The organism is Clostridium sp. 1001283B150210_160208_E6, from assembly GCF_015669365.1.
Taxonomy (GTDB): domain Bacteria; phylum Bacillota; class Clostridia; order Clostridiales; family Clostridiaceae; genus Clostridium; species Clostridium paraputrificum.
In genome coordinates this window covers 73,537-91,836 of record NZ_JADPAA010000006.1, presented here as the reverse complement: position 1 = coordinate 91,836, position 18,300 = coordinate 73,537, and the positions used below count along the sequence as shown (strand labels likewise).

Sequence of the window (18,300 nt, the reverse complement as noted above, 5' to 3'; positions counted from 1 at the left end):
TCCTTTATTTAGTAGTCTACTATATTAGTATTCTTAATGAGGTAATTTAGATATCAATTTATCAAATATTTTTATATCATTTTATTTTACTCATCAATTCTTGGACGTCTTTATCTCCTCTTCCTGATAAATTCACTATTATATAATCCTCTTTATTTTTATTCTTAGCATACTTTAAAGCATATGATACTGCATGTGAACTTTCAATTGCAGGTATAATTCCCTCAAGTCTTGATAGTATTTTAAATGCTTCTAAAGCTTCTTCATCTGTACATGGTACATATTTTGCCCTTCCAATATCTTTAAGGTATGCATGTTCTGGCCCTACCCCTGGGTAATCTAGTCCTGCAGATATAGAATATACTTCTCTTGCTTCACCTTTTTCATCAACTATACATTTTGTTTTCATTCCATGTACTACTGCATCTTTTCCATTTCTCATAGTTGCTGCATTTAAATCAGTATCTACGCCTTTACCAGCTGCTTCAACTCCTATTAACTCTACATTTTCCTCTTCAATAAATTCTGCAAAGGCTCCAATAGCATTACTTCCTCCACCAACACAAGCTATAACAGCTACTGGTAACTTTCCTTCTGCCTCAAGTCCTTGCCTTTTAGCTTCAATACTTATAATCTTTTGAAATTCTTTTACCATTGCTGGATATGGATGTGGCCCAACAGCTGATCCTAAAACATAAAATGTATTGTCTACATCTTTAACCCATTCCTCTATTGCTAAGTCAACAGCTTCCTTTAAGGTTCTTGTACCTTTTGTAGCAGCTACTACTTTTGCTCCTAAAAGCTCCATTCTAAATACATTAAGTGCTTGTCTTCTCATATCCTCTTCACCCATGTAAATAGTACAATCCATCCCCATTAATGCTGCAACTGTAGCTGTTGCAACACCATGTTGACCTGCCCCAGTTTCAGCTATTACTTTTTTCTTTCCCATTCTCTTTGCTAATAACATTTGCCCCAAAACATTATTTATTTTATGAGCTCCTGTATGATTTAAATCTTCTCTTTTTAAATAAATTTTACAGCCCCCAACATAATCTGTAAGCCTTTGTGCAAAATATAAAGGATTTTCTCTACCAACATATTGTTTTAAATAATAATTATATTCTTCCTTAAAATTAGGATCATCCTTATATTTTATAAATGCCTCCTCTAAAGAATTTAATGCCTTTAATGCATTTTCTGGGACATATTGTCCACCATACTTTCCATAATATTTTTCCATTTTTCTTTCCTCCCCAAATTTTTTTTGCATATAATAAAAAAATCGTCAAGACAAGCTTGCTGAGTCGTCGATTTTTTTGAGCCATACCACAGGTTCCAAAACTTGCTTTTGGCGTTCTGCGGTGGCACTATAATTTTTATTTTTAACGTCTTAACATATTTTCACCACTCAAGACCTGTATCCATAAATATTTGCCACTAAAAATTCTTTATACATTTCTAGACGTTAAAAAGAGCCTATCATCCTGTTGGGACGATAGACTCGTGGTGCCACCCATATTTAGAAACAGTTTTATTGTTTCCCTCTTTTTAGATACAACTTAACATTTTATATCCTATCAATGTAACGTTTGAAAACGGCTAAGCTACTCTTATAAAATAATTTCACATCGCATCTACCAAAGCCCATTCCTTAAAAGCTCCTGTTCCGTACCTTTCACCAAACGACGGCTCGCTTAACCATTTACCTATAAGTACTTTCTTCAGTTACTGATTTTACTTTATTTTCTATTATTATATTAATTTAACAAAATATTTGCAACTACTTTTTTAAAATAATGATAATTGTTCTATTTCTGTTTCTTTAAATGAAGATACACTTAATCCTATTAATCTTAACTCGTCTTTTAAATCTTCTAGCTCTAAAAGTTCCCTACATACAGAATAAATATCCTCACTTGTATATATATATTTATTTAAAGTTTTACTTCTTGTATGATTTTCAAATTCTCCAGTTTTATATTTTAAAGTTATAGTCTTTCCCATCATATTTTTACTAGCTAATATTCTACTAATTTCTTCTGAAAAGTCTTTTAAGTAAACTAATAATTCATCTTTATCTGATGTATTAAACTTTAAAGTTCTTTCTTTTCCTACAGATTTTCTTTCCCTAGTTACTTGTACTTCTCTGTCATCTATCCCTCTAATTCTATTATAAATATCTATACCTGACTTCCCTAAATAACTATGGAAAAACTCCCTAGGAAGTAAATATAAATCCTGAACAGTAAATATCCCCATATTATTTAGCTTTCCAACTGATTTTTTTCCTAAGCCATGTATTTTAGAAATAGATAAAGGTAATAAAATATCTGGAATCATATCTTCCCTTATTTCCATAATTCCGTTTGGTTTATTCCAATCAGATGCAAGCTTTGCTAAAAACTTGTTATATGAAATACCTATAGATAGGTTTAATCCTATTTCCTTTTTTACCCTATCCTTTATGTATAACGCCACTCTTTTTCCATCCTTAAAATCAGTGTCTGTTATATCTAGAAAAGCTTCATCTATAGATAAAGGTTCTATAACTGGTGTTATCTCTTTAAAAATATCAAAAATTTTATTAGAAATCTCTTTATATCTGCCATATCTTACAGGTAAAAAGATTCCCATTGGACATTTGCTTCTAGCCATAAATCCAGGCATAGCAGAATGTACACCATATTTTCTTGCCTCATAAGAGCATGTAGAAACTACACCTCTCTCACTTACTCCGCCTACAATTACAGGCTTTCCTCTTAGGCTTGGGTTATCTAATTGTTCTACTGATGCAAAGAATGCATCCATATCAACATGCAAAATTATTCTATCCATAAGTTAAACTTAGGCTAATACCTCCGAGAATACTCCTTGATTCTTACTTACTAAAAAAGAATATACTCCCATAGATAATAGTTCCTCTAGATATCTCTCCTCTTCTACTTCTTTTGAGAATTCTATAAGCATAATAGCTATGAAGGCTCTAAAGCTTCTATCCATATAAAACTCATACTGTGATTCTACCTCACATAAATAATCTATAACCATTTCTACTTTGTCCACATATCTTTGGACACCATCTTCTACATTAATCATACCTATTATAGATAAAAATTGATGACTAATTTTTATATCCCTATTTTCAAATTCTTTCAATAAGTTATATATAATATTCAAGTCTTCTACTTTTTTATTTAATAAAACTGTCATTGCAAGTCCTTGTACACTATTTCTTGAAAACATATCAAAGTCTGAAATTAGTTCAAATACGCCTTTCATTTTCAAATATAACTCACCAGTATTAATATCATTTAATGCTAATAAGGCACATTGAAGATGATCCTCTTCATTGGTAACGTTATCATATTTTTGCTTCATGTCCTCATATATATAATGTGTTTTATTAATTATATAGTTAAGGTCTTTCCCTTTAGAATACTTTACTATTGCATAAGATGTTAACACCAAATAATGGCTTTCTTTAAACCCTTTTTCTATTAATTCTTCATATACTAAAATTATTTTTTCAGTAATGTTTTCCCAATTTTCTTCGTTACCTATTAAAAATGATAATATATATAGAATATCTCCCCTAAAATAAGACATTCTTGATGTATTATTTTTTATAAATGATCTTATTTCTTTTATTCTTTTTGTAGGTACTTCCTTATTTCTATTTCCATAAATTAATGATGCAAAATGATTTATATATTCCCCATCATATCTAAAATCTTCTTTTGATTTCTTATAATTATTTATTACTCTATTACATAACTCTATAAGTGATTCTTTCATAGCATTTCCTCTCTTTACAAGTTAAATTTCATATTAACCCACTACTATTATACTATATTTATCTAGTTAAATTTATAAGAAAATCTTAATTTCCTTTATATTTATTCTAACTACTAAATATTTCAACTTAATGACATATATACTTTTGTTTAAAAAAACTTTTTCTTCACATACTAATACAGAATAAGATTAAGAGGTGATTATTTTGGATAATAATAATAACAGAGATTATGATAAAAAAGATTATTTAAGAAATGGAGTTAAATCTCAAGGTCAATATGGAAAAAGTAGTTTTAATACCACTGTAGAAAAACCAGGAATAAATGAAAGTGGAGCTGAAGCAAAAAAGAGAGGATTTTAACTAATCCTCTCTTTACTATATCCCTTTATATAATCATCAAATGTTAAAGAATACAAATTTTCAACTTTTAATGTATCTTCCATTGTAAATCCAACTTTTTTAAATATTTTTTTTGACCTAATGTTATTATGATGAATTTTTGCTACTATCTCATTTGCCCTATAACTTAAAAAAGCTTCTGAAATACCTTTCTTCAAAGCTAGTGTACCTATTCCTTGTCCCCACTTTTCTTTATTTCCTATAGCTATAACTATTTCTACTATCTTACCTTTGGGAACCAATTTAAGATATCCTACAGAATCTTTCTTATATTCTATTATATAGAAAGGTCCTCCTTGACTAAAATATGGTGTTAGTACAGGAACTGTTGAAGCTCTTAATAAATAATCTAATGAATTTACTATTCCTTTTTCTTCATTTAAATAACGGCTTACTTCATCATCTCTTAACCAGTCCATTAATTTGTATACGTCTTGTCTATAAATCTCCTGTTGAAGATTTATATCCTTATACATCATTTTATCCCTCCATGATCTCATAATCATATAGGATTATACTTACAATTTAAACTTTAGTAAAATTTTGTATCTTATTGAAATCATATCCACAGTAGTTTATCTCATTTTATCTCTCTTTTGGTGTATTTATATACCTTTTACTATATGATGTTATTAAATTACTTTTATTAACTTTTAATTCAATTTAATTACTTTTAATTCCAAAAAAAGAGTGCTAAATAGCACTCTTCTAACAAGTAAAATAAATATCCACCCTACCTTTTTTAACTTGTAACTTTATTTTCTAAGGCTTTCTTTTCTGCAGCTGCTTTTTTAGCTTCTGCTATTTTCTTTAATTGCTCTGGTGTTGGTTTCGGTGGAGCTTTCTTAATAAAAGATCCACTAACTTTAAAATTATTCTTATCTAGTTCTACCATTTGAGAATCTCCAGTAAGTGTAATTGTCTTTTTAGGACAAAAATCACTACACATACCACAAAAAGTACAGGAACTTAAATCAAACTCCATTGTTATCTCTTGTCCACCTTCCACTGGCTTTTGAGTTTTAGTTATGGCACCTGGTGAGCAAACTCTTATACACATTCCACATCCAATACACTGATCTGCATTAAAACTTATTCTTCCCCTATAATTCTTAGGAGTTTCTACTGGTTTCTCTGGAAACTTAGATGTTACTGAAGGTTTAAATAAATTTCCTATTGCTTCCTTTAAATAAGGTATCATTATTTATCCCCTCCTCTTTTATCTTTTAATATCTTAACAGCTTCAACTAACCCCTGAATAATTGCTTCTGGCTTTGGTGCACACCCACCTACAACCACATCAACTTTTGTCCATTTATCTAAAGGACCATCTACTGAGTAACTTCCCTTAAACACATTACAAGACATTGGACAAGATCCTATAGACATAACCACCTTAGGCTCTGGAACCTGTGATAAAACTCTTAGCATTCTTTCTCTAGACTGTGTTGTAACTGGTCCTGTTACTATAACGATATCTGCATGCTTTGGGCTTCCTGTAAGCTTTACTCCAAACCTTTCCACATCATATCTTGGCCCTAAAAGTGCTACTAACTCTATATCGCACCCATTACATGAACCTGTGTTTAAATGATATATCCAAGGAGACTTCTCTTTACTTAAACTCATTAACCCCATTTAAATCCCTCCAATCACATAGCTAATGTAATAGCCAAGAAGCTTATTAAAGATAACACAGCTGGTACTGTCCAAAAGAACTTTAATCCTTGATTAATTTTAAATCTTCCAGCTATAGCTCTAACTAAAGTTATAGATATAAACATAACAACAAGTGTTAAAATCAAGAATAATATTACATTCAGTATTATATTTAAAGTATCATTTCCAGTGACTCCTATACCTTTTCCACCTAAGAATAGTGCTACAAATAATCCTGACATAATAAATGCCTTAATATGACTTGTTAGTTTATATAAAGCTAAGTATAATCCACTATACTCTACTAAAGGTCCTTCACAAATTTCTGTTTCAGCTTCAGCCATATCAAATGGTACAACACCTACTTCGGCTGGAATAACCATTAAAAATGCTATGGCTGCTGGTATTAGTGTTATATGAAATAATCCCATTCCATCAGCTACTTGAAATCCTTGTATACCTAATAGTGAAAAACTTACGTTAGTTCCCATAAATGCTCCTGCCTTTTTGCAAACTGCAAGTATAGACATAACCATAGGTAATTCATAAGCAAGCATTGTTACAACTTCTCTTGAAGCTCCTATTCCAGCTAATGGAGAAGATGAAGAACTTCCGCCTACTACTAACATTACTGCTGGTATTGTTAAAAGATATATTATAACTATAATATCAGCTGTACTATTTATAAAAGCCTCTTGATACATAGGAATAAATATAGGTATTATTAACACACTAGCTAGTCCAACTATAGGTGCTAAAAGAAAGGCTTTTCTAAGTGCATTTCTTGGAACTATTACATCCTTACCTAATAGCTTTATAAAATCATAAAATGGTTGAAGTAGTGGAGGTCCTTGTCTTAATTGCATTTTAGCAACAAGCTTTCTATCTATTCCAGACATAAGTAATGCCATAGCTATTGCAAATAATCCTCCTGGAAAAATTAATACATGAAAAATAAATTTAGCTATTTCCATATCTACTCACCCCCTATAATGTTATAAAGCAATAGATTATTATAACTGCCATGCTTACAACTACCCAAAGTGCATAATCATTAACAACTCCTGAATGGGCATTACTTAATCTATTGAAATATCCTTTAAAATCATGTTTCATACCCCAGAATAAATCATGAGGTCCAACCTTTGAGAATTCTTCTTTTTCTCCCCCTGTAAAGACTTCATATTTGGTATCCATTGCTCCTTCTAAAGAGCTACTTTCAACTCTACATTTACCAAGCTTATGAATTCCAAAAGTCATTGCTATAATTATAGCTATTACTCCTATAAAGAAAAGTATTAAAAATGACTCTGGATTATATTCTCCTCTAAAGGCAAAATCCAAATCACTCTTTGTATAATTCTCAAGATGTAATAATGACAAATCTCCTAATAGCATATTATCTATATATTTAGGAACATTTCTTATAGCCTCAACGATAGGCACTAATATTCCTTTAATAACATAATTAGAACATATACCAAAAACAAAGCATATTAATGCTAATATTCCCATCGGTAACTTCATAGTAAATGGAACTTCTTTTACTTCTTTTAGTTCCTCTCTCTCAGCTCCAAAGAAAACAGAATGTCCAACTTTAATAAATGAAGCTAATGTAAGAACAGAAACTATAAGTTCTACAATTGTTATTATTGGTATTTGCGTTTCTGAAGTAGATTGATACAATATCCACTTAGAGGCAAAGCCATTAAATGGAGGTATACCACTAATTGCTGCTGCTCCTATAAAAAACATAACTGCTGTAAAAGGCATTCTTTTACCAAGTCCTGAAACCTTATTTAAATCTGTAGTTCCCACGCGGTAAAGCACTGCCCCTGCACAAAGGAACAATAAACACTTAAAGGAGGCATGATTAACCATATGATATAAGCCGCCCATAAGTCCTAGATTTGCAATACCATCTGCTGCAGTTAAACCTACACCTATACCAGTAATTACATAACCTAATTGAGATACTGAGTGAAATGCAAGAAGTCTCTTAAAGTCTGTTTGTAAAAGTGCCATAGAAACTCCTACTACCATGGTTATAGCTCCCCATATCATTACTAGATATGCTAATGCCTTATTGCCACTTACCATAAATATCATAAATAATATTCTTATTAACCCATAAACACCAGTCTTACTCATTACTCCTGAAAGTAACATAGAAATTGAAGATGGTGCTGACATATGAGCATCAGGTGGCCATGTATGACATGGAACCATAAAGGATTTAACTGCATATCCAACTAATAATAAAGCTAAAGCTAGAATTGTTACTGGAGTAAACTTGTCTCCCCCACTATTTAGCTCTAGAGCTATTTGTGCAATATTTAAAGTATGAGTTTGAGCATATATTAATGCTGTTCCCATAAGAATTAGAGAAGAACCTAGTCCCCCAATTACTAAATATTTAAATCCAGCTTCTAAGGCCTTATCCTTCTGAGTTCTAAATGCTGTTAATGCAATGGCTGCAAATGTCATTATTTCTAGCATTACATACATATTAAATAAATCACCAGTAAATACAAAACCTATCATACTACCTGCTAAAAGTAAAAATAGTGTATAGTACTTACCAAGCCCATCATCCTTGCTCATATATTTAATTGAATATATGGAACTTAATGCACAAGCTGCTGTTATTATTAAACCTACAAATAGAGATAGAGCATCCACCTCCATTCCTATACCTATAGCAATATTATCTACAGGCTTCCAATTTCCTAGCCAATAAGTTATTATCTTTCCATCTAAAAATACAGGCTTTATTAATAGCACTGTTATAATAAATGATGCTATGCATCCCAATACAACAATAGCTTTCTTTATCTTTATATATTTTTCCTTAAATAGACCTATTATAAATGCTAATACAAAAGGTGTAAGTATAGCTATTAAAGGATATCCTGAATAATCATTACTCATCCTTTAAGCCTCCTTACCTTGTCAGATTCTATGCTTCCATACCTTTCATTTATCTTTATTACTAAAGATAATGCTAAAGCTGTAACACAAGCTCCAATTACTATAGAGGTAAGTGTTAATGCTTGAGGAATAGGATCAACAAAGAAAGCACCATCTTTTAAATCACTTATAAATATAGGGGCAGTACCACCCGCTCTAAATCCAATTGTAATTAGCAATAGATTTATTCCTGAATCCATAACGCCCATACCTATAACTATTTTTATAAGATTCTTCTTAAAAATAATCAAAGCTAGTCCAATTACAATAAGGAGAAAAGCTCCTATATAATTAATTATCATCCTCTAGTCCCTCCTCCTCATCATCTCTTAAAGTGCCTATCATTATAAGAAGAAGAACTCCAATTCCTGCAAGAACTTTATATCCTACAGCAAAATTCATTAAAAATATTGTTCCTGAAGAAAATAATTTTCCTAAAGTTCCTTTCCAAATTACGTTGCCAAAGAAGGCAGCTCCATATATAACACCTAAAGTTCCTACTAAAACAAATGCTAAGGCACCTAAATCCTCTGATGTCTTTAATCTATTTAAATGAAATGTTTTTAATACTTTATCTCTTCCATATGCTATAAAGAATATGGCAATAGCACCAGTAAGTAAAACTCCTCCTTGGAATCCACCTCCTGGACTTAAGTGCCCATGAAGTATGATATATGCTCCAAGAACAAGAGTTATAGGTATAACTAAATCTGCACAAGAAGGGACTATTATATCTTTTTGCTTTCTATTCTTCTTCATGATTTCCTACCCCCTTAGCTCTTCTTTTTCTTAGAACAGCTGTTGCTCCACAAACTGCTGTAAATAAAACAAATGATTCTCCAAGGGTATCATATCCTCTGAAATCAAATACTATTGATGTAACAGAGTTTATAGCTCCTGTTTTTTCTTGAGTTTCATTTACTATAATTTCTGCTGCTCCATCATAAGTGGAAGGCATATCAACCATCTTAAATCCTACAAAAATGAATGCAGCTGTTATTACTAAAAGAGAAAGAATTCCTATTGATTTCTTCATTTTTCTTCCTCCTTATTATCTTTCTTGTCTTTTACCTTCTTTAAGGTAACTATAAAGATTATTGGAGTAAGTATTGCTCCTACTGCTGCCTCTGCCAAAGCTACATCTGGTGCCTTTAATAGCAAAAACTCTAATGCTAAAAAACTTCCCATAATTGACATAGCTATTATTGATGGTAATAATTCCTCAATAAATAAAAGGGATGCAGCTGCAATAATCATTCCAAGGATAATAATTGTATTTAATATAGCAAAACTATTCATCCTCTTCATCCCTCCCATAGTGATCACACTTATTCTTCTCAAATAACTTGGCCTTTGTTTTATATGCAGCTCTTGTCATAGCATGTGATGCCACTGGGTTAGTTATAATTAAAAAGAACATAATAACTAAAGCCTTTATTCCTAAAGAAGAATTTCCAATAGTAAACCCATATATGGCACATCCAAGAGCAATTGGTAAAGCTCCCATAGTTGCAATATTAGTTGATGATTGTAATCTACAATAGGTATCTGGCATTCTAATCATTCCTACGATTCCAGCTATGGTAAAGAATATTCCAACTGCAAATAGTAAATCTATTAAAATTCTTACCACTATCATATTTTCCCCTCCAAATACTTAGAAATAAGCACCGTACCAATAAAGCCAAGTAATGTCATTATAAGACCAAGGTCCACAAACAAACTTCTCTCTTCAATACAACCAAATAATATTAATACAACACCTAAGATTATATCTATACAGTCTGCTGCCACTACTCTATCTATAATGTGAGGGCCCCTAAATACTCTATATAAAAGTACTAATGATAAGAGAGATAGGATTATTGCAACTATCATTAAATCATTACTCATATCCATTATTTAAAAATCCCCCTTATCCTATTCTCAAAGTCTCCCTTGATTATTTCTCCTGCTTTATCTTCTTCTTCAGTTTCAACATCTATCCAATGAACATATAAATAATTTTTTCCGTCCTCTTCTATAATGTCCATAACAATTGTTCCAGGTGTTAAAGTTATAGAGTTTGCTAGCATTGATAACCCATAATCTGATACTAACTCTGTTGGAATTTTAACTATACCTGGATTTATCTTTACGTTTTTAGATAAAGCTCTTTTTGCCACATCAATATTCGCTTTCATTAAAGCCACTGTATAAAAAGGTATATAAGCTATTAATTTAAAGAATCTATTTTCTTTGAATAGCCAAGTTCCATCTTCCTTTATAAAAAGTGGACATGTAAAATACCCAATTATTACAGATACTATTAATCCAACAATTACTTCTTGGATATCAATTTTGAATATATTTATATCTTGTAATACAAATAAAATCCAAAATACAAAAGCAAAAAGGGAAGTTGCAAAAATACCCTTTTTATTTCTCATATCCTTTCCCCCTATTCCTCAATTTTAGAAATAAGCCAATTTTTAAATTCCTTTATATCATCTTCATTCTTAGAATTTACCTTAAATAACTTAAGCTCATCATTTCTTATTAATGCATTCCTCTCTACTCTTTCCTCATTAAATTCAAAATAATTTATTAAGTCATACTTTGTTAATACTAAAGCATCTGCTCTTGTAAACATTAATGGATACTTTTCAACCTTGTCGTCACCTTCTGGAATGCTTAGTAAAGCTACCTTAAGGCTTTCACCTATATCAAACTCTGCTGGACAAACAAGATTTCCTATATTTTCAATAATGATAAGATCTAAATCATCTAAATCAAATTGTGGAAGTATGTTCTTTATAGACATAGCTTCTATATGACAAGCTCCATCTGTATTTAATTGAACTACAGGTATTCCTCTTTCAGCCATTTTTTCTGCATCTATTTTACCTGCAATATCACCCTCAATAACCCCTACTTTAATTCCTGATCTTTTAAGTTCATCTATTAAACCTAATATAAATGTTGTTTTTCCTGCTCCTGGAGAACCCATTATGTTAATCATAAATACCTTCTTTTCTTTCAATTCATCTTGAAGTTCTTTATGACAATTTTCATTCCACTCCATAATTTGTTTAACAACCTTAATCTCCATATTACTCAACCTCCAAACTGTCTACATAAAATTCCTTGCCATTCTTTATTTTTATCTTATATGAATTACATTTAGGACAAGTATGATTTCCCTTAGGTATCTCCCCTTCATATAAGCATTCTCTACACTCAATTTTTATTGGAAGCTTTTCTACAATTAACTTTGCACCTTCTGCTACTGTATCCTTACTTATTACATTAAAATAGTAATCTATACAGCTAGGTACTAACCCTGTTAATTCTCCAACCTTTATTCTTATTTCTTTTATACTTTTAAAATTATTCTTTTTTTCTTCATCTTTGCATATTTTTAAGATACCTTCAGTAACTGACAATTCATGCATCTATCTATCCAAACAAGAGAAACAAGGGTCTATACTTGCAACTATTAAACCTGCATCTGCTATAGTATTATCCTTAAGCATAACTGGTACAGTAGCTGCATTTTTAAAGGTTGGTACATGTATATTTACTCTTCCATTAGTTTGTCCACCATTAGAAACAACATAGTATGATACCTCACCTCTAGGTGCTTCAATTCTTGAGAAATACTCTCCCTTTGGAACCTTTGGCATTTTCATACCTAAGTTAATTGGTGTATCAGGCATATTATCTAAGGCTTGTTCAATTATTTTTATACTCTCTTCTATTTCTAGTAATCTAACAACAGCTCTTGAGAATACATCTCCTTCTGCTTGAACTATAGCTTTAAAATCAAAATCATCATAAGAACAATATGGATCAACCTTTCTAACATCATCCTTCATTCCCGATGCCCTTCCGTGTGGTCCACAAGCTCCATATATAAAGGCATCTTCATTTGTTAAAACTCCAACTCCTTTAGTTCTTAGTGCTACAGTTTTATCATTAGCATAAATATCGAATATAGCTTTAAAATCTTCTTTTAAAATGTTAAGCTTTTCTCTTAAATCCTTTTCAATTTCATCATTAATATCTCTTCTTGCACCACCTATAATATTCATTGCATAGTTAACTCTATTTCCTGATAGTGTTTCTAACATGTCCATTATCTTCTCTCTCTTTTCAAAACACATCATAAACAATGAATCAAACCCTATTATATGGGCAGCCAAACCTAACCATAAGAAATGAGAATGTAGTCTTTCAAGCTCACATGTAATTACCCTTAAGTAATCTCCTCTTTTAGGAACTTCCATTCCTGCTATCTTTTCTACAGCTAAACAATAAGCTAAAGTATGAGAATGAGAACATATGCCACATACTCTTTCAACAAGTGTAATTGTTTGAATATGGTTTCTTTCTTCACATAACTTTTCAATTCCTCTATGGTTATATCCTATATAAACCTTTGCATCCTTAATTTCTTCCCCCTCAGTAAAAAGCTTTACATGAACAGGCTCTTCTAGCGCTGGATGATAAGGCCCTAAAGGTACAACATAACTCATTTACCTCACCCCTTTTATTTATCCTTATATTTCTTTAATTCACTTAATGGCATAACTAATATTTGTCCTTCACCATCTTTAAATTCTTCTGGTAAAAATAATCTACCAGACCTATCTAACCCCTCAAACTTCATATTCATCATTTCCTCTATTTCCTCTTCTGCCCACCTTGCTGAAGCTGAATAAATGGGAGTTATAGATGGAAGCACCTCTTCCCCTTTTACTAAGTAGGTTGTTATATCGCCATTAACATCAAAGTTATATGCAATTACATTTTCCTTATTTTCATTAATGTAACCATTAATCATAACCAGCCTTCGTTTTTCCTTATACATAGCTTTAACACTATCTAGCAGGTCTTCTTTTTTAATTTCAATCCCATTAAAGTCATGCATTCTTCTCACCTCTTTCTTAACATATTCTTGGAAATAAATCTGAAGCCAATTTGTTTAAAATTCTCCTACCTCCTAAAGGTCCTTTAAGTAATACCTTTTCCTTTTCATAAGAGACAACCTCTCCTATAATAGAAGCATCCTTACCTAAATCCACCTTTCTTAGCTTTTCTACAAGTTCCTCTGCAATGCTTTCATCTACAACTATTAAAGCCTTCCCCTCATTTGCCGCGTATAATAAATCTATACCTAATATCTCACTAGCTCCTAAAGCTCCCTCACTAAAAGGCAAGCTTTCTTCTTGAATTTCAATAGAATAATTAGTTCCATCTACAAATTCATTTAATGTCGTTGCCACTCCTCCCCTTGTTGGATCTCTTAAAATCTTAATTTTGTCACCATATTCAAATATTATAGAAGCTAATGGATATAAATAAGCACAATCTGATTTTACTGCTCCTTGAAAAAAGTTATTTCTTTCACACATAATGGATATGCCATGATCCCCTATGTTTCCTGTTACTATCACCTTATCTCCAGTTTTAATTCTTTCCTTTCCTAATCTTAAGTTTTCCACTTTAATACCTATTCCAGAGGTATTAATAAATATTCCATCTCCATGTCCCTTCTCAACCACCTTTGTATCTCCAGTTACTATTTCTACTCCTGCTATCTTTGCTGTTTCACTTAAAGATTCAATTATCCTATTTAAATTTTCTATACTTAATCCCTCTTCAATTATTAATCCCAAACTTAGATATTTAGGAATGCTGCCACACATTAATAAATCATTACAAGTTCCACAAACTGCAAGCTTTCCTATATCTCCACCCGCGAAAAAAAGAGGATTAATAACAAAACTATCTGTTGAAAAGGCAATTTCTCCTTTCAAACTCAAGCTTGCACCATCCCCTAGTATATTCAATTTACTATTACCCACCTTAGGTAATATTATATTCTTTATTAAATTTTCACTTTGCTCTCCACCACTACCATGAGAAAGAGTAATTACATCTTCCATAAATTTCACCTCTATTAACCTTCATACTTGTAATATGCTGCGCAAGTTCCCTCGCTTGATACCATACATGGCCCTATGGGGAATGCTGGAGTACACACTCTTTTAAAAGAGCTACATTCACAAGGTAATATTTTTCCCTTTAGTACTTCTCCACATCTACATACATACTTTTCTTTATTCCTAGTAATTAGCTTTAATTCTTCATCTAAAGGAAATTTATTTAGTATATCCTTTTCTTTATAGTCATCCCTTAAAACTAATCCACTTTTATCTATATTTCCAAGTCCTCTCCATAATGATTGTGATTCTTTAAAATATTTATTAATTAACTCTTTAGCTACAATATTTCCATCTCTATTTACAAAACTTTTATAACAATTAATTATTTTTTTACTACCCTTGTTCTTTATAAGCTGTATAATAGCCTCTATAATTTCATCCTCTTTAAATCCTGCTATTACACCTAATTGTCCATATTCTTTAATAAATTCAAAATCTCTTTCTCCTAATATAACTGCAACATTACCTGGACAAAGGAATCCATCTAATTTAAGCTCTTTATCCTCCATAAGTTTCTCCATTACAAGTTCAACTCTCTTATGCATTGACAAAATAAATAGATTTCTAATATCTTTATTCATTATCTCCTCTAATAAGACACAGGTAGATGGTATTGTTGTTTCAAAACCAATACCTAAAAACACAAAATTCTTATCTTTTTCCTCTTTAGCTATTTCTATGGCATCTACTGATGAATATACTATCCTTATATCTCCACCTAAAGCTCTTGCCCTTTCTAGTGATATTAAAGGGCTTGTCCCAGGAACCCTTAACATATCACCATAAGTTATTACTGATATATTCTTATTTAAAGCTAAGGAATATATGTAATCTATGTACAAACTTGGAGTTACACATACAGGACAACCTGGACCAGAAATTAATTTAACCTTATTTCCCAGGAAATTTCTCAAAGACATTTTTCCAATTTCCATAGTATGAGTACCACATACCTCCATAAATGTCATAGTACCTTCTATCTTATCTAGCTCCTCCTTAAGTTCAAAAATTAATTTCTTATTCATTTGCTTATTTCTCCAATCTTTTCTTCAAGCTCCCTAAAAATATCTAAACGTTCCTCTCCTTCTTCTTTACTTAGCTTGCTTATTGCAAAACCAGCATGAACTAGCAAGTAATCACCTAAGCTTACATCTTTTATTACATCAATTCTTATCTTTCTTCTATTTCCTAAATAATCACATAGAGCTTCTTTATCATCTATACTTATTACTTTCATAACTAAACCTAAGCACATTTCCATATTCCACCTTGTATTTTTTTACATATTTTCATAATATCACATTTTTTGTCTTTCTTAAAGTTTTTGTGCGAATTTTTATAATATTCTCTATTTACTACACAATTATTATTTTAAATTTTGTTAAAACGATTACTGATTTATTATTTTACAAAAAATAAATGTATGGTATAATACAGATATATTTATAGGAATTATTCACATTATTTATAAAAGGAGATTAGTCATGGGTTTTAAAGATAAGTTCAATAAGTATTTTCAAGATTCATATTTTGAAAAGTATGGTGATAGAATAGCAAGTGCGAGTGGTACAGTTGTATCTGTAAAAGTTGAAGAAAAAAACTTTATTTTAATTCATAAATTAGTTTGTGATTTAGTTGTAAAGCCAGAAGTAGGAAAATCAATTATAAAAGCTAGATATAAAAAATGGCGTTGGTTTAAAAAGGTTGATTTCATTCCTTTAGCTATGGGACATAAGATTATGCTTATGGGACTTAAGGGAGTTAAAGGTAAAAAGGATGCTGATATACTTCAAATTCAAAACATCATTAACTTAACTGCTAAAAAGGATCTAATTCCAATAGACCACTCTCAAATAAAGAAGTCTAGACAACAAGTTAACAAAATGAGATATAAGTAAAAGAGCACTTAATGGTGCTCTTTTTTACTCGAAAAATCAATAAAAAAGGTAGGGTGGATATTTATTTTGCTTGTTCCGTCGCTGCGCTCCAAGTCACATCAAAATAAATATCCCCCCCACTCCTACTAAAGGTAAGGAAATTATAAAATTATTATCCTTCATTTTATATTTTATAATATTAAAATATAATAATACATTTGATTTATAGCTAATTAAAATTTTATACTTTCCTGATATTAAAAATAGTAAAACGAGGGGTTTGTAGATGAGAAAAAAAGATATACTTGAATTAAAAAAGCGTTTAAAGAAGGATTATTGCACTTTTACTAAAATGTGTGGTTGCTATGTTAATGGAGAGAAAAATGTAATTCTAAAATTTAGAGAAACATTTTTAAATTTAGAAGAAGATGATTACTTTAAATTTTTAGAAATAGCTAGAAAGGTTCTATCTGGAACCATTGGAAATAACATTTTAGAATTAAACTTTCCACTTAATGAAGATCTTATAAATGAAAAACAAGTTTCTCTTATGCAGCTTAAAAATAGCAAATTAAAAGATGACTCTATTCTTGATGATTTTTATAACTCTATCATAGATAGTTATGATTACACTGGTAACTTTTTAATACTTGTTTTCCACGACGCTTATGATGTTATAACTAAAACCAAAGATAATTTAAAATTAGATGAATCTGAAGAAGTATATGAATATGTGCTTTGTGCAATCTGTCCAGTTTCACTTTCTGAACCTGGCCTTAGATACTATGAGGATGAGCACAAAATTAAAGCACGTATTAGAGATTGGGTTGTTAACCCTCCAACTAATGGGTTTGTCTTCCCTGCTTTCATTGATCGTAGTACAGACGTTAACTCTGTAATGTACTACACAAAAAATGCTAAGGATCCACATCCTGAATTAATGGAGAAGGCTTTAGGTTGCTCCTCAAAGCAAACTGCTACTATACAAAAAGAAACTTTCCAATCAATTATTAAAGATTCGCTTGATGCTGATGAAGAAAAAGCTGATAAAATTTTTATGGAAGTACAAGATAATCTAAGCGCTATGATTGAAGAACATAATGCCATATATGAGGATACAGATAGTGAACCAAAAACTCTAACCAATAAGGACATTCAAAACCTTTTAATAGAAAGTGGAGTTCCTGAGGAAGTAACTACAAAAATAGAGGAATCTTATGTTGAAAGCTTTGGTGATGACCTTCCTTTAGCAGAAAATTTAATTGATGCAAAAGTACTTAAAGCAAATGAACAAAGAAAAAAGGAAGAACATCTTGAAAAGCAAGTAGCAATTCTTCAAACTAGACTTGAAGAAGTTAAACAAGAAGTTGCTGCTGATAATGATGAGGAGAATGTTAACTTAGAAGAAAGTAATCCAGAGTATGATGTTATACTTCAAGTAAAACCTGAAAAAGTACCTCAAATAAAATCTGAAATAATAGATGGACAAAAATGTATAATCATTCCTATCAATGAGAATGAACAAGCAAAAGTTAATGGAGTGGATGATTTAATTTAAGTTATCTAAATAGAAAAAGCAAATCTTAAAAATAAGATTTGCTTTTTA

At 30.9% G+C, this 18,300-nt stretch carries 25 protein-coding genes; 3 read left to right on the top strand and 22 right to left on the bottom strand.

All coding sequences use genetic code 11. The annotated features are described in order from the left end of the window. Nucleotides 1-76: 76 nt before the first annotated feature. The 3 genes from trpB to I4V16_RS08500 all read right to left on the bottom strand — a co-directional run bounded on the left by trpB (nt 77) and on the right by I4V16_RS08500 (nt 3,798). A complete protein-coding gene (gene trpB / locus I4V16_RS08510) occupies nt 77-1,243 on the bottom strand; it encodes a tryptophan synthase subunit beta (protein WP_195572250.1) in 1,167 nt (388 codons plus the stop codon). Nucleotides 1,244-1,791: 548 nt separating this feature from the next. Next, on the bottom strand, nt 1,792-2,838 hold the full coding sequence (locus I4V16_RS08505) for a DNA polymerase IV (protein WP_195572251.1): 1,047 nt from the start codon (nt 2,836-2,838) through the stop codon (nt 1,792-1,794). Between the two features lie 9 nt (nt 2,839-2,847). Further along, nucleotides 2,848-3,798, bottom strand: a complete 951-nt coding sequence (locus I4V16_RS08500; RefSeq protein WP_195572252.1) for a DUF4003 family protein — start codon at nt 3,796-3,798, stop codon at nt 2,848-2,850. 205 nt (nt 3,799-4,003) lie between these two features. Here I4V16_RS08500 and I4V16_RS08495 point away from each other — a divergent pair, with 205 nt between their 5' ends. After that, nucleotides 4,004-4,159: a hypothetical protein gene (locus I4V16_RS08495; protein ID WP_195572253.1), complete on the top strand. Its 156-nt coding sequence runs from the start codon at nt 4,004-4,006 to the stop codon at nt 4,157-4,159. Here I4V16_RS08495 and I4V16_RS08490 read toward each other — a convergent pair. The 19 genes from I4V16_RS08490 to I4V16_RS08400 all read right to left on the bottom strand — a co-directional run bounded on the left by I4V16_RS08490 (nt 4,156) and on the right by I4V16_RS08400 (nt 16,072). Next, on the bottom strand, nt 4,156-4,677 hold the full coding sequence (locus I4V16_RS08490; RefSeq protein WP_195572254.1) for a GNAT family protein: 522 nt from the start codon (nt 4,675-4,677) through the stop codon (nt 4,156-4,158). The two genes, I4V16_RS08495 and I4V16_RS08490, sit on opposite strands and share 4 nt — an antisense overlap. Nucleotides 4,678-4,940: 263 nt before the next feature. Further along, a complete protein-coding gene (locus I4V16_RS08485; protein WP_034867008.1) occupies nt 4,941-5,399 on the bottom strand; it encodes a 4Fe-4S binding protein in 459 nt (152 codons plus the stop codon). Beyond that, the gene (gene nuoB, locus I4V16_RS08480; protein ID WP_243282795.1) at nt 5,399-5,836 is read right to left on the bottom strand and encodes an NADH-quinone oxidoreductase subunit NuoB; all 438 of its coding nucleotides are present in this window, start codon (nt 5,834-5,836) and stop codon (nt 5,399-5,401) included. The genes I4V16_RS08485 and nuoB overlap by 1 nt, the downstream gene beginning before the upstream one ends. 14 nt (nt 5,837-5,850) lie before the next feature. Further along, nucleotides 5,851-6,831 (bottom strand): complex I subunit 1 family protein, encoded by a 981-nt coding sequence (locus I4V16_RS08475; protein ID WP_049177262.1) that lies wholly within the window; start codon nt 6,829-6,831, stop codon nt 5,851-5,853. A 13-nt stretch (nt 6,832-6,844) separates the two neighbouring features. Further along, nucleotides 6,845-8,788 (bottom strand): proton-conducting transporter membrane subunit, encoded by a 1,944-nt coding sequence (locus I4V16_RS08470; RefSeq protein WP_195631541.1) that lies wholly within the window; start codon nt 8,786-8,788, stop codon nt 6,845-6,847. Continuing rightward, the gene (locus I4V16_RS08465) at nt 8,785-9,129 is read right to left on the bottom strand and encodes a sodium:proton antiporter (protein WP_195572257.1); all 345 of its coding nucleotides are present in this window, start codon (nt 9,127-9,129) and stop codon (nt 8,785-8,787) included. The genes I4V16_RS08470 and I4V16_RS08465 overlap by 4 nt, the downstream gene beginning before the upstream one ends. Beyond that, nucleotides 9,119-9,586 carry an MnhB domain-containing protein gene (locus tag I4V16_RS08460; protein ID WP_049177264.1) on the bottom strand — a complete coding sequence of 156 codons (468 nt, stop codon included), beginning with the start codon at nt 9,584-9,586 and terminating at the stop codon, nt 9,119-9,121. Before I4V16_RS08460 ends, I4V16_RS08465 begins: the two co-directional genes overlap by 11 nt. Further along, nucleotides 9,573-9,863, bottom strand: a complete 291-nt coding sequence (gene mbhE, locus I4V16_RS08455) for a hydrogen gas-evolving membrane-bound hydrogenase subunit E (protein ID WP_053089704.1) — start codon at nt 9,861-9,863, stop codon at nt 9,573-9,575. The genes I4V16_RS08460 and mbhE overlap by 14 nt, the downstream gene beginning before the upstream one ends. Then, the gene (locus I4V16_RS08450; RefSeq protein WP_049177266.1) at nt 9,860-10,126 is read right to left on the bottom strand and encodes a hydrogenase subunit MbhD domain-containing protein; all 267 of its coding nucleotides are present in this window, start codon (nt 10,124-10,126) and stop codon (nt 9,860-9,862) included. The genes mbhE and I4V16_RS08450 overlap by 4 nt, the downstream gene beginning before the upstream one ends. Continuing rightward, nucleotides 10,119-10,466: a monovalent cation/H(+) antiporter subunit G gene (gene mnhG / locus I4V16_RS08445; protein ID WP_111938051.1), complete on the bottom strand. Its 348-nt coding sequence runs from the start codon at nt 10,464-10,466 to the stop codon at nt 10,119-10,121. Before mnhG ends, I4V16_RS08450 begins: the two co-directional genes overlap by 8 nt. After that, on the bottom strand, nt 10,463-10,726 hold the full coding sequence (locus tag I4V16_RS08440) for a monovalent cation/H+ antiporter complex subunit F (RefSeq protein ID WP_027099542.1): 264 nt from the start codon (nt 10,724-10,726) through the stop codon (nt 10,463-10,465). The genes mnhG and I4V16_RS08440 overlap by 4 nt, the downstream gene beginning before the upstream one ends. After that, on the bottom strand, nt 10,726-11,256 hold the full coding sequence (locus I4V16_RS08435; RefSeq protein ID WP_049177268.1) for a Na+/H+ antiporter subunit E: 531 nt from the start codon (nt 11,254-11,256) through the stop codon (nt 10,726-10,728). The genes I4V16_RS08440 and I4V16_RS08435 overlap by 1 nt, the downstream gene beginning before the upstream one ends. An 11-nt stretch (nt 11,257-11,267) precedes the next feature. Further along, complete coding sequence (gene hypB / locus I4V16_RS08430; RefSeq protein ID WP_049177269.1) at nt 11,268-11,918, bottom strand: hydrogenase nickel incorporation protein HypB; 651 nt, start codon at nt 11,916-11,918, stop codon at nt 11,268-11,270. Nucleotide 11,919: 1 nt separating this feature from the next. Continuing rightward, on the bottom strand, nt 11,920-12,261 hold the full coding sequence (gene hypA, locus I4V16_RS08425; protein WP_049177270.1) for a hydrogenase maturation nickel metallochaperone HypA: 342 nt from the start codon (nt 12,259-12,261) through the stop codon (nt 11,920-11,922). Continuing rightward, a complete protein-coding gene (locus I4V16_RS08420) occupies nt 12,262-13,344 on the bottom strand; it encodes a nickel-dependent hydrogenase large subunit (RefSeq protein ID WP_049177271.1) in 1,083 nt (360 codons plus the stop codon). A 14-nt stretch (nt 13,345-13,358) separates the two neighbouring features. Continuing rightward, nucleotides 13,359-13,739 (bottom strand): NADH-quinone oxidoreductase subunit C, encoded by a 381-nt coding sequence (locus tag I4V16_RS08415; protein WP_049177272.1) that lies wholly within the window; start codon nt 13,737-13,739, stop codon nt 13,359-13,361. A gap of 16 nt (nt 13,740-13,755) precedes the next feature. Beyond that, nucleotides 13,756-14,757, bottom strand: a complete 1,002-nt coding sequence (hypE, locus tag I4V16_RS08410) for a hydrogenase expression/formation protein HypE (RefSeq protein ID WP_195966632.1) — start codon at nt 14,755-14,757, stop codon at nt 13,756-13,758. A 14-nt stretch (nt 14,758-14,771) separates the two neighbouring features. Then, nucleotides 14,772-15,842 carry a hydrogenase formation protein HypD gene (gene hypD / locus I4V16_RS08405; RefSeq protein ID WP_111938052.1) on the bottom strand — a complete coding sequence of 357 codons (1,071 nt, stop codon included), beginning with the start codon at nt 15,840-15,842 and terminating at the stop codon, nt 14,772-14,774. Then, nucleotides 15,839-16,072 carry a HypC/HybG/HupF family hydrogenase formation chaperone gene (locus I4V16_RS08400; RefSeq protein WP_049177277.1) on the bottom strand — a complete coding sequence of 78 codons (234 nt, stop codon included), beginning with the start codon at nt 16,070-16,072 and terminating at the stop codon, nt 15,839-15,841. The genes hypD and I4V16_RS08400 overlap by 4 nt, the downstream gene beginning before the upstream one ends. Nucleotides 16,073-16,301: 229 nt before the next feature. Between I4V16_RS08400 and I4V16_RS08395 the strand changes: the two genes are divergently transcribed. Both I4V16_RS08395 and I4V16_RS08390 read left to right on the top strand, forming a co-directional pair. After that, nucleotides 16,302-16,715, top strand: a complete 414-nt coding sequence (locus tag I4V16_RS08395) for a hypothetical protein (RefSeq protein WP_049177279.1) — start codon at nt 16,302-16,304, stop codon at nt 16,713-16,715. Between the two features lie 265 nt (nt 16,716-16,980). Continuing rightward, on the top strand, nt 16,981-18,252 hold the full coding sequence (locus tag I4V16_RS08390) for a DUF4317 domain-containing protein (protein WP_111938053.1): 1,272 nt from the start codon (nt 16,981-16,983) through the stop codon (nt 18,250-18,252). The last annotated feature ends 48 nt before the right edge of the window (nt 18,253-18,300 follow it).